Origin of the sequence: Flavobacterium sp., from assembly GCF_013823965.1 — a bacterium.
Classification (GTDB): domain Bacteria; phylum Bacteroidota; class Bacteroidia; order Flavobacteriales; family Flavobacteriaceae; genus Flavobacterium.
This window is the reverse complement of the sequence record NZ_PNNA01000005.1, coordinates 36,291-50,409: the sequence shown is the minus strand read 5'-3', so window position 1 is coordinate 50,409 and position 14,119 is coordinate 36,291. Positions and strand designations below refer to the sequence as shown.

Below are 14,119 nucleotides of genomic sequence, written 5' to 3'. Positions count from 1 at the left end.
AATTAAATGAATTTCTGGATAGTATTTTACATTTTCTTTGGGAAAAAGGAACGACTTGATGCCACTTTAAATCAATCCGTAAACTCGATTTGCTCTTCAGGATGTTTTAAAATTGTTATTCCTATTTGCAACATCAAATTATTGGGATAGACTATTATTTCCCCTTTTTTGGTTTTCAAATACACGTGAAAAGCTCCAATATCCTCGATTTCGGCTTCAATGGGAAAATCTTTGTCGTGAATGAAAATAAAGTCCCCAATTTTATACGGAAAAGAAAAAAACAAAATTATTCCTGACGTAATATTGCTCAAAATAGACCATTGGGCAAACATGGCCACGCCAACGACTGTGGTAATGGAAGAAATCACTATGAAAATATCTTTTGTTTGGACTCCCCAAATGATTATCAAAGCGATTACAGCCATAATATTCATTAACAAATGAATGTATTTAAGCACTAATCGGGTTCTTTTTTCTATGGTTTGGCTTCTTTTGGCAAAACTTCTAACCAATTTTGAAACAATTAGTCGTGACAACATTACCAAAACCAATAGAATTCCGGTGCCAATTATTTCTTGAGCATAATCTTTGAAAAATACCATAGCCTCTTGTTTTTATGCTAAATTACTCAAATATTCGTAAACTTTATCGGTTGGCATTCCCATCACATTGGCATAAGAACCTTCTATTTTTGAAACACCCACAAAACCAATCCATTCCTGGATGCCATAAGCTCCCGCTTTGTCAAATGGTTTGTAGTTTTCTATGTAATATCGAATGGCTTCATCGCTCAATTCGTTGAAAGTGACTTGGGTCACTTCGTAAATCAAAGTTGAATCTGTAGGGGTTTTAAAACAAACCGAGGTAATTACTTGATGAGTCGCATTCGACAATGATTTTAATATTTCAAAGGCGTCTTGCGCATCTTTTGGTTTGCCCAATGCTTTATTGTTGTGCCAAACTATGGTATCGCTGGTGATGAGGATTTCATTAGCTTTCAATTCGCCTTCAAAGGCGTTGGCTTTCAATTCCGCCAAATAATTGGTGATTTCTTCGGCTTTTAATTCCGGTGGAAAAATTTCCTCGATTTCTTTCAAACGGATTTCAAAATCCAGGTCCAAATCCTTGAAGAATTGCTGGCGTCTTGGTGAACCCGAAGCCAAAATCAGCTTGTATTTTTGTAATTTATTTTTAAGCATTGTATTTTATGTTTAGACTGATGACCACGATAGAAAGGATTCCGAAGAACAAAATCCATTTTAAAACGGTACTCAAATGATGAAAATCTTGCGTTTTTGTCGCCGACCCAATTTTAATTGTAAAATATAATAATGGCGCCAATATAAAAATCAATCCGAATAGCGTTGCATATAACAATCCCGCCGAAAACAAATTGACATTGATGTAATTAATAATGCAAATTATTGGAATGAAACTCAAGACAAAAACCAGTTTTGCAGTTCGTTTCACTCCAAAAACAATCGGCAACGTATTCATTCCCTGATTGAAATCGCCATTCACGTCCTGCAAATCTTTAACAATCTCTCGGATAAAATTAATGATGAAAGCAAAAATGGCATAATCCAAAAGAATGCCAAAAAGCAGTCCCATAACAGCCTTGTTTTCCTCAAAAGTTACAGGATACAGATCAAAAATCCCAATGATAATCACGCTAAACGAAAGCAACAAAGCCACGATAAAATTGCCAATAAGCAAGCTTTGTTTCAAGCTCGTCGCATAAAAATAAAGCGTCGCCGCAATGATGATAAATATGGCTGCAAAACTAGGTTTGTTGATTACATTCGACAAATAAAATCCCATCACCACACCAATAACGGTAAAACCAATGTAGAGATTATATGCTTTGGTTTCGGAAATGAACTTGCCCACGATGACGTTTTCTGGCTTGTTTTCTGTGTCGGTTTCCACGTCGAAAATATTGTTGACGATATAACCTCCAGCAGCGATAAAAACCGTTGCCAAAACCAAGATACCAAATTGCCAATCAGCCAAAGCCAAAGGAATATTTTGCAATCCGAGAAAACCATATCTAAAAATAAACTGCAAAAATGCCAGCATTAAAAGGTTTTGGTAGCGAATTAGTTTAAGGTAGTTCATATTTAGTGATTATTATTCAGTGGTCAGTATTCAGTGTTCAGTGTTCAGTGTTCAATTGTTGGAATAAACTAGTAGTGGTTAGTGGTAACACATACTGAATACTGAATACTGAACACTATTAAATGGTTACTCCAAATTTTTGAGGATTTAGAATCATATAATTAATTAATTTTCCTACTTCATTGCTTTCATTCAACAATTCATTATAAACAGTTGCATTTATGTAGTTGCATTTGAATGAAAATTCAAGCCAAACTTGAGTCTCAGAATTTTCAGCATCCGAATCCGTCAATTTACTATGGAAATTTTTAGGATAAACCCTTTTCCGATATGCCTCTGCAATATTAGCAGGAACACTTCTCGAAGAACACCTAATTTGGTCAGTCAAAGAATACATTTCTTCCTTGGGAAATGATTTTGTCATTTCAAAAATTCTCATTGCCAATGAAAATGATTTCTGATAGACTAATAAGTCTTGAAATCTCATAAATTGTTTTTTTAGATTATTTTTTCCAATGAATACTGCTTTTTTGATACTCTGAACACTGAACACTGTTCACTGATCACTGACCACTATTTCTTTAGCAAATATCGAATCACCGTTTCAGCAGCATACAAGCCAAATAATCCCGGCATATAACTGTTTGTTCCGTAAAAAGATTTTTTAAAATTGGAACCATCAGTCATTTTCAAACTACTATTATCTTGAATTTCCGACGAAAATACGACTTTCAATTTGTCAATTTTAAATTCTTTCAATCTACGGCGAATGGTTTTTGCCAAGAAACAATTTATAGTGCTATTAATATCGGCAACCTTCACTTTGGAAGCTTCCATCTTTCCTCCAGCTCCCATCGAGGAAATAATTTTGACTCTTTTTCGCTTGGCAGCAATGATTAAATTCAGTTTTGGAGTTATGCTGTCAATACAGTCCAAAACATAGTCAAACTCCTCCGAAACAATTTCGAAGGCACGTTCCGGTGATAAAAATTCGCGAATTCTAGTCAATTTCAATTCTGGATTAATGTCCATCAATCGGTCGCCAACGATGGTCACTTTGGGTTGTCCCACTGTCGAATGCAAAGCAGGCAATTGTCTGTTGATGTTGGTAATATCTACAATGTCGCCATCGACAATCGTCATTTTTCCCACTCCGGCTCTTGCCAAAAATTCGGCGGCAAAGGAACCAACTCCTCCCAATCCCACGACTAAAACATTGGAGTTTCTTAATTTGTCTAATCCTTCTGCTTTAAATAAGAGCTCGGCTCTCTCTGTCCATTCTGCCATTTCTTTTTGGGTTTATTGTTTATTGTTTAGTTTTTTTTTGTTTAGGATTCCTGAGATTCTGAAATTCCAACAATTCGTTTTAAATCATTACTTTAAAAACAAAAACAGTACAACTTTGTCATTTCTGACAAAAAACTTTACTATAATTTTTATTCACGATTTCCTGTAATTCGCTTAATTCTAATCCTTTATATTTCGCTGCCAAAGCATATACTTCTTGAATTCCTTCCTCAACCATATCGGTTTCCAACAAGAATCTATCGTTTTGAATACTTTTAAAAACCGATTCCAATTCTGGGTTTCGCAACAAGTTTTTTCCAAACGAAACATAAAATCCGTTGTCAATTAATTGCTTGGCAAGTTCGACTTTTTTTGAAAATCCGTGAACAATCATTGGAACCTTGATTTTCAATCTTTTCTTGATTTCAATAAGTTCTTGAAAAGCGGCAACGCAATGAATCACTACCGGTTTTTGGTGTTTTTCGGCCAAAATCAATTGTTTTTCGAAAACCAACTGTTGCACTTCAAATGAAGTTTCGCTTCTTTTATCCAAACCACATTCGCCAAGAGCCAAACATTCCGGCAAAGCCAATTTCTGCTCCATCACTTGAAAATCTTTGTCCAATCGGTTTTCGTCTATAAACAACGGATGAATCCCGATGGAATAAAACGGAATTGCGGCATCAAATTCCTGCGGATATTGATTGACCAGTTCCAACACGTCCGGTTGGTTCGTGAATTGATGCGTATGCAAATTGAAGAATTTCATCAGTCGTGGAATTTCTTGACTCCTGCTTTAATTTCGATGTTCAAATCGTTTTCCAATGGGACTTTGGGACAAGAATATTTAGGATTGTAAGCACAATATGGATTGTAGGAAGTGTTGAAATCAATAACAATTGTTTCTCCTTTTGGGATTTTCATGTCGATATATTTTCCGCCAATGTAACTTTCCTTGCCCGAAGTCAAATCTGAAAAAGGCAAAAATAAATAGTCTTTGTATTCTTCTTTTTTCGACAATTCGATGTTTCTGTATAAATTCAGTTTGTAGTCCAAACCATCAATCACAAAATGGGCCTCGCCGTATTTTACATACAAGGGTTTTCTATCGGTCGAGGTTTTCATTTCGAACGGTTTTTCGCTTTCGGTTCTAACGAATTTGGCTGTTACAAAGAACTTTTCGTTTATGGGATAGAACTCCAATGTTTTGAAAACTGCCAAATCCTCGGCGGTCAGCGGACTGGTTTTGGCATCGGCATATTCGGTATTTAATTCTTTTTGAAATTTCTCAACGGCAGCGCTATCGAATTTTTCTTGGCCAAAGCCAAAATTTAACAGCATCAAAAAAACCAAGGTTTGAATTGTTTTCATTTTATTATTTTGAGCAAAAATAGTTTAAAAGTTAGAAAGCCACAATGTTAATATTTGGGAAAGATTGCTTGAATTCTCGTAAAGACACACAATAAAAAACTTTGTAACTTTGCAAAAAAGAAATTTATCCCATGCTAAAAACCGCCTTAAGTCGCTACATCAACAATTTCAAAGGCTTTAGACGTGAAGTTTGGATTCTTGCCCTCATCACTTTTATCAACAGGGCGGGAACGATGGTTTTGCCGTTTTTATCCAAATATTTGAAGGAAAATCTACATTTTACTTATGGCGAAGTGGGATGGATCATGGTTTCGTTTGGTGTGGGTTCGATGCTGGGTTCGTGGTTGGGAGGAAAATTATCCGACAAAATTGGGTTTTACAAAGTAATGGTTTTTAGCCTTTTTACTAGTGGCGTCATGTTTTTCGGCTTGCAATACATTACCTCATTTTGGGGATTGTGTTTTGGTGTTTTTGCCATTATGACCATTGCCGACATGTTTCGTCCCGCAATGTTTGTGTCGCTTGGCGTATATGCAAAACCCGAAAACAGGGTGCGAGCGCTTTCATTGGTACGTTTGTCCGTGAATTTGGGTTTTGCCACCGGACCAGTTCTTGGCGGACTCATCATTCTGGGAATGGGCTACCAAGGATTGTTTTGGATTGATGGCAGCACCTGTATTTTGGCCATTTTGATATTTGCCTATTTCGTCAAAGAAAAGAAAAAAATAACGGCGCACGAAGATGAATCGACGGTATTGTTAGTTCCAAAATCTGTATTTCGGGACAAGCCGTTTTGGGTTTTCCTGTTTGTAAGTTTCACGACGGCGATGTTGTTTTTCCAAATTTTCACCACTTTGCCCCTATTTCATCATGAAAAGTATGGCTTGTCTGAATTTGAAACCGGATTATTGCTTTCGCTAAACGGCATCCTGATTTTTATGTTCGAAATGCCGATTGTCAGCATTATGGAACGAAAACAAGTCAACCGCATAAAAATCATCTTTTGGGGAGCGTTTCTTATCTCTTTGAGTTTCTATGTTTTGTTGATGGATGTCTGGGTTGGAATCTTGGGCATCAGCATAGTAATCGTAACATTTGGGGAGATTTTATCATTCCCCTTTTCGAATGCTTTTGCCATGGGAAGAGCTCCACGAGGACAAGAAGGACGCTATATGGCTTTGTACACGATGAGTTTTAGCCTTGCCCATATTGTGAGTTCAAAAGTGGGACTTGAAATCATCGGAAGATTTGGTTATGCGACCAACTGGTTCCTTATGGGAAGTTTTGGTGTCGTGGCGATGTTTTTCAACCTTTGGTTGCAACGATTGGTACAAACGGAAAAGCAATAAATCCAGATTATTTTATTCAAAACTTAAAATTTAGTTAAATAACTATAAAAATAGTTTACTAACTAAAAATATAGTTGTACGTTTGTTCCCAAGATGACAAAAAGGATACAACCATGCAAAAACTAACCAACAAAGAAGAGGAAATCATGCAAATTTTATGGAAGCTGGAAAAGGCTTTCGTAAAAGAAGTTCTGGCTGAAATTACCGAGGAACAACCGCATTACAACACGCTTTCGACCATTATCAGGAATCTGGAAGAAAAAGGTTTTGTATCTCACAATGCTTTTGGGAACACACACCAATACTTCCCTATCGTGAAAATGGAAGACTATAGAAAGCGGTTTATGAATACGGCAATCGATACCTATTTTGATAGTTCTTATAAAAATATGGTGTCGTTTTTTGCCAAAGAAGAAAAGATTTCAGCCGAAGAGTTACGAGAGATTTTAGCCATGATCGAAAATAAATAATCGCATGGAAACGCTATTCATTTACCTCATCAAATCTTGCGGATTAATAGGAATGTTCTATTTGTCCTATGTTCTTTTGTTGCGAAAAGAAACTTTTTTCAACAGCAATCGTTGGTTTTTATTGGCGGGATTAATTACCTCGGTCGTATTGCCATTGATTGTTTTTACAAAAATAGTTTGGGTTGACCCAAGTCCAACCAATTTTGATTGGTCGAAAATTCCTGTGACAACTCCAGTCGAAAATGAAGCGTTTGAAATCAATTGGTATCTTGTTTTTGCCATTGCGTATTCCATTGGAATTCTGGCATTCTTGATGAAATTCGCTTTTGATTTTTTCAGTCTTTCTAAAGTTCTAAAAGGCAAAACCATCCAGCATCAAGCCGATTTCAAGTTTATTGACATAAATGAAAATGTTTCTCCTTTTTCCTATTTCAATTCTATTGTGTATAACTCATCACTATACAGCGAGACCGAATTGGAAAACATATTGGAACACGAAAAAGTACACAGCGCTCAAAATCACACCATCGACGTTTTGATTTCGAGATTGTTTTGCATCGTTTTTTGGTTCCATCCGTTGATGTGGTTGTACAAAAAAGCCATTCTTCAAAATCTGGAATTCATAGCCGATTATGAAGCTTCCAAAAATATCTCCGACAAAAAAGCCTATCAAATGACGCTTTTAAAAATAACAACACAGGAAAATTGTGTTGCGATTACCAATCATTTTTATCAATCATTAATCAAAAAACGAATCGTTATGTTAAACAAAAATCAATCAAACAAAAGGAATTCCTGGAAGTATGCGCTAATACTTCCGATATTGGGAGCATTTGTCTTTTTCTTTCAAGTGAAAGTGGTCGCACAGGAGAAAACTTCAGAACCAACTACCGTTGAACATTCAAAAACAAATGAAAATTTGGTAGACATTTACAAAATAAACAAAAACACCACCGATGCCGAATTAAAAGAAAAAACCAGCGCTTTAAAAGAGAAATACAATATTACACTTTCTTTTTCAGGTATTGAAAGAAATGCTAACAATGAATTGATTGCCATAGAAGTTGATTTGAAAAAAGGAAAAGAAATTTCCAAAAAAATGGCAACCAAAGGAACTGCAGCCATCAAAACATTTGGCATTATCGTTTCCAAGAATGAAAATGGATTATTGATTGTTGATTTTGGGACAGATGACACCGTGATTAACCAAAAAAGTGTCCTGATTTCTCCAAATACACCTTTATCGACTGATAAAGAAATATTTATCAACGGCTCAAAATCAAGTCAGGAAGAGTTAGATAAACTTGACCCGAATGAAATAGAGAGAATGGACGTCATCAAAAAATCCGACAAAGGAACCATCAGAATTACTACCAAAAAATTTTCCAAAACACTCGATGATAACGACATTTACATCAATGGAGAAAAAGTGGACAAAAATGAGTTACTGCTTTTAGACCAAAATTCAATTGATAAAATGGACGTCAACAAAAATGAAAAGACAATCCGAATAACAACCAAAACTGTTACACAATCATCCGTTGATGTTGAAATCCCGACACCGCCAACACCGCCAACACCGCCAACATTTACGCTCAAGAATCCGAAACCACCCGTTTTTCCAAAGGCTCCAAAAGCTCCAAAAGGCGATCCAATGCACGGAGACAAAAAAGCCTGGAAAGAATTTGAAAGCAAAATGGAAGAGTTTAACAAAAAAATGGAGGCAATGGAACCGGAAATGAAAATTTTTGAGAAAAAAATGGAAGAATTTGACAAACAAATGGAACCATTCAATGCCGAGATGGAAGCTTTCGACAAGAAAATGAAAATCTACGAGCAACAAATGAAAGAATACCAATTGAAAATGAATGCAAAGAACGGGAAATAAGATTTCCGTAAAAACCAAAAAAGACGGTCCCCAATCAAGACCTTCTTTTTTTATATCTTTGAAAAAAATCAATTATGTTCAAAATTCTAGCCCAACTCAACAAGTTCCTTTTGCCGAGTTTTACCAAAAAAAGACTGGATTTGGCCAAAGCCTCCAAATGGCAAAAAGCCGTCATCGCCTACCGCTATTATGTAACTACAAGAGCATTAGAACGTTGATTTCAGATTATTGATTGCAGATTTTAGATAAAAAAAATATTTCTGGATATTTTCACGTTTAGGTTTGTACGATTGCAAAATTTGCCTATATTTGCACCCGCATTAAGGCCTCGTGGCGCAACTGAATAGCGCATCTGATTACGGCTCAGAAGGTTACTGGTTTGAATCCAGTCGAGGTCACAAAACAAAACCCTAAAATACTTATTACAAGTAATTTAGGGTTTTTTATTGCTGATTAATGTGACCATTTATCTAAATAATGGTGCGTATTTTTCTTTGTTCACGAACATTATCCAAATCAAGATGGCGCTAAAAACTCCCGCAATAGGCAAACCGCTGGAATCCTGAACGATATTCGTCAGCACAATCCCGACCATAATGGGAAAAATCATCAAAGCGCCCAATGCTCTAGTTTTTGGAATGATGATCAACAACCCGCCCAAAGCCTCGACTGTTCCCACAAGCGGCATAAGCCAACCAATTTCGGTAAAGGCTGCCATTGCTTTCATCATTTTCTCGGGCAAATGCTCCGGCATTGGCATATAGTTCAAGAACTTGTTCAATCCTGCATTGATAAACATCAGTCCAAACAACAGACTTAAAACGAAGGTGATTTTGTTTTTCATAATTTAGTGTATTTAGGTTTAGTACTAATTGGCTTATTCTTTCTAAACCAATTGATTGCAAAATATGCACAAGTTTTCGGTTGCACAAATGTTTTTTGAAAAATTTCAGGATGAGACAAAAAAAAGCCCCAAACACTCAAGAATGTTTAGGACTTTTGGCAACAAAGAAAATAGTATTATTTCCAACCTCCGCCTAGGTCGCGATATACGTGAACCGTGGCGTTGAGTTGTGCTTTTTTGGTTTCAATCAATTCGAGTTTGGATTCCAAAGCATCGCGTTGGGTCATCAAAACTTCGAAATAATCCGCTTTGGCAGACTTGAACAAATCACCGGCCACGTCAATCGAGCGGTTCATTGCCGCCACTTGTTGCGATTTCAATTCGTAGCTCTTTTCCAAATTGTTGATTTTGGAAAGCTGGCTCGAAACCTCAAGATAGGCATTCAAGATGGTTCTTTCGTAGTTGTACAAAGCCTGCAATTGTCTGGCATTGGCAGAACTATATTCGGCCTTGATGGCATTCCTGTTGATGACCGGCGCTGCCAAATCTCCCGCCAACGAATACAACAACGATTCCGGCATCGTAAACAAGTAAGAAGGCTTGAAGGCATTAAATCCTAATGCCGCATTAATCTCCAATGAAGGAAAAAACTCGGCACGAGCTACTTTCACGTCCAACTTGGCGGCTTCCAATTCCAATTCGGCTTGTTTTATGTCTGGACGATTGGCCAACAATTGCGAAGGAACTCCCGAATGAATCATCGAAGGCATTAAGCTCGCAAAGTTGGTTTTGTCCCTTTTGATTTCCTGTGGATATTGTCCCAGCAAAAAGTTGATTTTATTCTCCGTTTCCTTGATGTTTTGAAGAATATCAAACTCCATACTCTTGGAAGCCAAAACCTCGGCATTAAACTTTTGAACGGCCAATTCGGTTGTTCTGGCAGCTTCTTTCTGGATTTTCACGATTTCCAAAGCATTGGTTTGCAAGGCAATATTTTGTCTTACAATATCCAATTGACTATCCAAGGCCAGCAATTCGTAATAGGAATCGGCCACCTCGGCAATAAGGTTCGTGATTACGAAATTCTTCCCTTCAACGGTTGCCAAATAACGGCTAACGGCGGCTTTCTTGGAATTGCGCAATTTTTTCCAAATATCGACTTCCCAATTGGCATAGGCCGCCAACTTGAAATCGGCCAACGGATCCGGCATTTCCTTGCCCGGCTTTATTTCCGTGGAAGCATCACCGGCACCTTGGCTGGTATAACGCCCCACTTTTTCGATTCCCGCTCCCGCTCCTACTCCAACAGTTGGCAAAAGAGCGCCTTTTCGAACGCGAATATCGTTCTTGGCAATTTCGATTTCCTGCAAGGTAATCTGCAATTCCTGATTGTTTTTCAAGGCGGTATCGATCAAATTGACCAAATTTGAATCTTTGAAATAAGTTCGCCAAGGCGTACTGGACACATTGGTCGTGTCGGTACTCTTGTCGAAAGATTCGGGAACCGCTTTCTTTTCGGCCAAAGGTGCCAATGCTGGTGTGCAACTTGCCACCGCCAAGCAGATGCTTAGCGGGACAAGATATTTATAGGTTTTAAATTTATACATGATTGTTGTCTATTTCTTCGGTTAATGGATTCTCTGCTTCGTGTTTAACCAACTTGTATTTCTCGGCTATTTTTGCAAAAATGTAATACAATCCGGGAATCACGAACACGCCACAAACAGTTCCTATGAACATGCCTCCGGCTGCTGCGGTACCAATGGTTCGGTTACCAATTTTACCCGGCCCCGTTGCCATTGCCAATGGAAGCAATCCGGCCACAAAAGCAAAGGATGTCATCAAAATGGCACGGAACCTCGCTTTGGCACCTTCAATTGCGGCTTCCAAAACCGATTTTCCTGCCGCGTGTCTTTGTATCGCAAATTCCACAATCAACACCGCATTTTTACCCAGCAAACCAATAAGCATTACCATGGCAACCTGCGCATAAATGTTGTTTTCCAATCCCGTCATTTTTATCAAAAGGAATGCTCCAAAAATACCTGCCGGCAAAGAAAGAATTACCGAAAATGGCAGAATGAAACTTTCGTATTGGGCTGCCAAAACCAGGTAAACAAAGCCCAAACAGATCAAGAATACCCAAATGGCCTGATTTCCTTGCCCCACCTCATCGGCAGAAATACCAGCCCAATCAATATCATAACCACGAGGCAATTTTTTCTCCGCCACTTCCTGGATGGCTTTAATGGCCGTACCACTACTGTATCCCGAAGCCGGTCCACCACTAATTTCGGTGGAAGTGTACATGTTGTGTCTCGTGATTTCCGAAAGACCGTACACTTTTTCCAATTTCATGAAGGCCGAGAAAGGCACCATTTCATCCCGATTATTTTTGACGTAAAGTTTCAAAATATCGTTTGGTTGGGACCTGTATTCAGGAGCCGCTTGTACGATAACTTTATAATTGATTCCATATTTGATAAAACTGATTTCGTAGTTACTACCCACGAGCGTTGACAAAGTGTTCATCGCATTTTCAATGGAAACTTCTTTTTGTTGTGCCAAATCATTGTCCACTTTCATCATGTACTGAGGGAAACTGGCACTGTAAAAGCTAAACACGTTGGACAATTCAGGACGCTTGTTCAACTCTTTCACGAAATCGGTATTGATGGATTCCATTTTTTTGTAATCCCCAGAACCCGTTTTATCCAACAAACGAAGCTCAAATCCACCTGCCGCTCCGTACCCCGGTACAGCTGGCGGTTGGAAAAACTCGATATTGGCACCCGGAATGTCTTTCGACTTTTCTTCCAATTCCGTCATGATTTCTTGAACCGATTCTTTTCTGTCGCTCCAATCTTTAAGATTGATCAAACAAGTTCCCGCATTGGATCCGGTACCTTCCGTCAAAATTTCATAACCAGCAAGGGAAGAAACGGATTTTACTCCATCAATTTTTTCGGCGATTTTTTGCAATTTCGACGCAATATCATTGGTTCTTTCCAAGGACGACCCCGGAGGCGTTTGAATAATGGCATAGAACATCCCTTGATCCTCATTCGGAATAAATCCGGAAGGAACGGTGCTGCTAATCAACCAAGTTCCGGCACAAAATGCCAAAAGGGAAATAAAAGTAACGGATCTTCTGGTCACAATTTTACCCAATAGATTTTGATACTTGCCTTGTACCAAATTAAATCTTTTGTTGAAACTGTCTATAAATTTGCTGGCTGGCGTTACCTTACTATGTTTGCCATGGGTATTCTTCAACATTACCGCACAAAGTGCCGGTGTCAAAGTCAAGGCAACAATACCGGAAAGAATAATGGCCGTTGCCATCGTTATCGAAAACTGTCTGTAGAAAACCCCAACTGGACCAGACATAAAGGCTACCGGAATAAATACCGCAGCCATCAAGAAGGTAATGGCAATAATGGCTCCAGCAATTTCGTGCATTACTTTTTTGGTCGCTTTCAATGGCCCGAGATGCTCTTCTTCCATCTTGGCGTGAACCGCCTCGATAACCACGATCGCGTTGTCGACGACGACTCCAATGGCCAAAACCAGAGCAAACAACGTAATCAAGTTCAAGGAAATATCGAAGAATTGCATAAACATGAATGTTCCAATCAACGAAACCGGAACCGCAATTGCCGTGATGATGGTGGAACGCCAATCGCCCAAGAAAAGAAACACCACCAATCCTACCAAGACAAAAGCTTCAATCAAGGTGTGGATTACTTTTTCGATGGAAGCATCCAAGAAGGAAGAAACGTCATAAGAGATTTCATAATCCATCCCTTTTGGAAATTTCTTCTTGATGTTTTCCAATTTGGATTTTACGTCTGCAATAACCTGGTTGGCATTACTTCCAAAAGATTGTTTCAACACGATGGCCGCAGATGGTTTTCCGTTCAAATTCGAGTAAATATCATACATCGAACTTCCAAACTCCACATTGGCAATGTCTTTCAAACGCAAAAGTTCCCCGTTGCTGTTGGATCGCACCACAATATTTTCGTATTGCTCCTTGGTGGTAAAACGCCCGGAATATTTCAATACATATTCGAATGCTTGGGAACGTTTTCCAGAGGCTTCTCCCGTTTTTCCTGGCGAAGCTTCCAAACTTTGGCTTGACAAGGCTTCCATTACCTCATCGGCAGAAATTTTGTAAGCCAACATACGATCGGGTTTCAACCAAATACGCATCGCATATTCTCGTGTTCCCAAAATATCTCCAGATCCAACACCATTTACCCTTTTTAATTCCGAAAGTACGTTGATATCGGCATAATTGTACAAAAACTTCATGTCGGTATTTTTGTCCTTACTATAAAGGTTCACGTACATCAACATACTCGGTACTTCACGGGTAATCTTCACACCCTCTCTTACTACCAATGGCGGCAGTTTATTGGTAACCGAAGCCACACGGTTTTGAACGTTAATGGCCGCTTGATTGGGATCGGTACCCAAGTTGAAAACGATTTGGATACTCGCTTCCCCGTCATTTCCGGCATCGGAAGTCATGTATTTCATTCCCGGAACTCCATTCAAGGCTCTTTCCAAAGGAATAACAACCGATTTGATCATCAATTCTCCATTGGAACCAGGGTAATCTGCCGTAACATTTACCATTGGAGGAGAAATGGAAGGGAACTGTGTAATAGGCAAACTCATTACCGACAACACACCCAAAAAGACAATTATCAGCGATATTACTATCGACAGTACGGGTCTTTGTATAAATTTATTAAACATCTATTTATTTTTTTAATGATTAAAC

Annotated in this window: 14 protein-coding genes and 1 tRNA gene; 5 read left to right on the top strand and 10 right to left on the bottom strand. The window is 38.4% G+C overall.

Features of this window, described 5'->3' with window-relative positions; translation table 11 throughout:
* Window positions 1-71: 71 nt before the first annotated feature.
* The 7 genes from C0430_RS00580 to C0430_RS00550 all read right to left on the bottom strand — a co-directional run bounded on the left by C0430_RS00580 (window position 72) and on the right by C0430_RS00550 (window position 4,776).
* The gene (locus C0430_RS00580; protein WP_290864309.1) at window positions 72-602 is read right to left on the bottom strand and encodes a mechanosensitive ion channel domain-containing protein; all 531 of its coding nucleotides are present in this window, start codon (window positions 600-602) and stop codon (window positions 72-74) included.
* 12 nt (window positions 603-614) lie between these two features.
* Entirely contained in the window at window positions 615-1,199 is a 585-nt protein-coding gene (locus C0430_RS00575; protein WP_290864307.1) for a Maf-like protein, read from the bottom strand.
* Window positions 1,192-2,118, bottom strand: coding sequence for a geranylgeranylglycerol-phosphate geranylgeranyltransferase (locus tag C0430_RS00570; protein WP_290864305.1), 927 nt, complete (start codon window positions 2,116-2,118; stop codon window positions 1,192-1,194). The genes C0430_RS00575 and C0430_RS00570 overlap by 8 nt, the downstream gene beginning before the upstream one ends.
* Window positions 2,119-2,236: 118 nt before the next feature.
* Window positions 2,237-2,605, bottom strand: coding sequence for a four helix bundle protein (locus C0430_RS00565; RefSeq protein ID WP_290864303.1), 369 nt, complete (start codon window positions 2,603-2,605; stop codon window positions 2,237-2,239).
* 86 nt (window positions 2,606-2,691) lie between these two features.
* Window positions 2,692-3,405 carry a tRNA threonylcarbamoyladenosine dehydratase gene (locus C0430_RS00560; RefSeq protein ID WP_290864301.1) on the bottom strand — a complete coding sequence of 238 codons (714 nt, stop codon included), beginning with the start codon at window positions 3,403-3,405 and terminating at the stop codon, window positions 2,692-2,694.
* 118 nt (window positions 3,406-3,523) lie between these two features.
* A complete protein-coding gene (locus C0430_RS00555) occupies window positions 3,524-4,174 on the bottom strand; it encodes a TatD family hydrolase (RefSeq protein WP_290864299.1) in 651 nt (216 codons plus the stop codon).
* On the bottom strand, window positions 4,174-4,776 hold the full coding sequence (locus C0430_RS00550; RefSeq protein ID WP_290864297.1) for a DUF1684 domain-containing protein: 603 nt from the start codon (window positions 4,774-4,776) through the stop codon (window positions 4,174-4,176). The genes C0430_RS00555 and C0430_RS00550 overlap by 1 nt, the downstream gene beginning before the upstream one ends.
* A gap of 131 nt (window positions 4,777-4,907) precedes the next feature.
* Here C0430_RS00550 and C0430_RS00545 point away from each other — a divergent pair, with 131 nt between their 5' ends.
* The 5 genes from C0430_RS00545 (at window position 4,908) to C0430_RS00525 (ending at window position 8,881) form a co-directional block, all read left to right on the top strand.
* On the top strand, window positions 4,908-6,125 hold the full coding sequence (locus tag C0430_RS00545) for an MFS transporter (RefSeq protein WP_290864295.1): 1,218 nt from the start codon (window positions 4,908-4,910) through the stop codon (window positions 6,123-6,125).
* A 113-nt stretch (window positions 6,126-6,238) separates the two neighbouring features.
* Window positions 6,239-6,595 (top strand): BlaI/MecI/CopY family transcriptional regulator, encoded by a 357-nt coding sequence (locus tag C0430_RS00540; RefSeq protein ID WP_290864293.1) that lies wholly within the window; start codon window positions 6,239-6,241, stop codon window positions 6,593-6,595.
* A 4-nt stretch (window positions 6,596-6,599) separates the two neighbouring features.
* Window positions 6,600-8,483 (top strand): M56 family metallopeptidase, encoded by a 1,884-nt coding sequence (locus C0430_RS00535; RefSeq protein WP_290864291.1) that lies wholly within the window; start codon window positions 6,600-6,602, stop codon window positions 8,481-8,483.
* A gap of 74 nt (window positions 8,484-8,557) precedes the next feature.
* Complete coding sequence (locus C0430_RS00530; protein WP_290864289.1) at window positions 8,558-8,701, top strand: SsrA-binding protein; 144 nt, start codon at window positions 8,558-8,560, stop codon at window positions 8,699-8,701.
* A gap of 106 nt (window positions 8,702-8,807) precedes the next feature.
* Window positions 8,808-8,881 (top strand) — tRNA-Arg (locus C0430_RS00525).
* 68 nt (window positions 8,882-8,949) lie between these two features.
* Here the strand turns inward: C0430_RS00525 and C0430_RS00520 are convergent.
* The 3 genes from C0430_RS00520 to C0430_RS00510 form a co-directional block, all read right to left on the bottom strand.
* The gene (locus tag C0430_RS00520) at window positions 8,950-9,327 is read right to left on the bottom strand and encodes a DoxX family protein (protein ID WP_290864287.1); all 378 of its coding nucleotides are present in this window, start codon (window positions 9,325-9,327) and stop codon (window positions 8,950-8,952) included.
* A gap of 176 nt (window positions 9,328-9,503) precedes the next feature.
* Entirely contained in the window at window positions 9,504-10,934 is a 1,431-nt protein-coding gene (locus tag C0430_RS00515) for a TolC family protein (protein ID WP_290864285.1), read from the bottom strand.
* A complete protein-coding gene (locus C0430_RS00510) occupies window positions 10,927-14,094 on the bottom strand; it encodes an efflux RND transporter permease subunit (protein WP_290864283.1) in 3,168 nt (1,055 codons plus the stop codon). The genes C0430_RS00515 and C0430_RS00510 overlap by 8 nt, the downstream gene beginning before the upstream one ends.
* Window positions 14,095-14,119: the final 25 nt, after the last annotated feature.

What these genes read in the sequence shown, in the direction of transcription:
- C0430_RS00550 (WP_290864297.1), bottom strand. Translation starts at nt 4,776, where the DNA reads ATGAAAACAATTCAAACCTTGGTTTTTTTGATGCTGTTAAATTTTGGC.
- C0430_RS00555 (WP_290864299.1), bottom strand. Translation starts at nt 4,174, where the DNA reads ATGAAATTCTTCAATTTGCATACGCATCAATTCACGAACCAACCGGAC.
- C0430_RS00580 (WP_290864309.1), bottom strand. Translation starts at nt 602, where the DNA reads ATGGTATTTTTCAAAGATTATGCTCAAGAAATAATTGGCACCGGAATT.
- C0430_RS00520 (WP_290864287.1), bottom strand. Translation starts at nt 9,327, where the DNA reads ATGAAAAACAAAATCACCTTCGTTTTAAGTCTGTTGTTTGGACTGATG.
- C0430_RS00565 (WP_290864303.1), bottom strand. Translation starts at nt 2,605, where the DNA reads ATGAGATTTCAAGACTTATTAGTCTATCAGAAATCATTTTCATTGGCA.
- C0430_RS00535 (WP_290864291.1), top strand. Translation starts at nt 6,600, where the DNA reads ATGGAAACGCTATTCATTTACCTCATCAAATCTTGCGGATTAATAGGA.
- C0430_RS00545 (WP_290864295.1), top strand. Translation starts at nt 4,908, where the DNA reads ATGCTAAAAACCGCCTTAAGTCGCTACATCAACAATTTCAAAGGCTTT.
- C0430_RS00560 (WP_290864301.1), bottom strand. Translation starts at nt 3,405, where the DNA reads ATGGCAGAATGGACAGAGAGAGCCGAGCTCTTATTTAAAGCAGAAGGA.
- C0430_RS00575 (WP_290864307.1), bottom strand. Translation starts at nt 1,199, where the DNA reads ATGCTTAAAAATAAATTACAAAAATACAAGCTGATTTTGGCTTCGGGT.
- C0430_RS00515 (WP_290864285.1), bottom strand. Translation starts at nt 10,934, where the DNA reads ATGTATAAATTTAAAACCTATAAATATCTTGTCCCGCTAAGCATCTGC.
- C0430_RS00510 (WP_290864283.1), bottom strand. Translation starts at nt 14,094, where the DNA reads ATGTTTAATAAATTTATACAAAGACCCGTACTGTCGATAGTAATATCG.
- C0430_RS00530 (WP_290864289.1), top strand. Translation starts at nt 8,558, where the DNA reads ATGTTCAAAATTCTAGCCCAACTCAACAAGTTCCTTTTGCCGAGTTTT.
- C0430_RS00540 (WP_290864293.1), top strand. Translation starts at nt 6,239, where the DNA reads ATGCAAAAACTAACCAACAAAGAAGAGGAAATCATGCAAATTTTATGG.
- C0430_RS00570 (WP_290864305.1), bottom strand. Translation starts at nt 2,118, where the DNA reads ATGAACTACCTTAAACTAATTCGCTACCAAAACCTTTTAATGCTGGCA.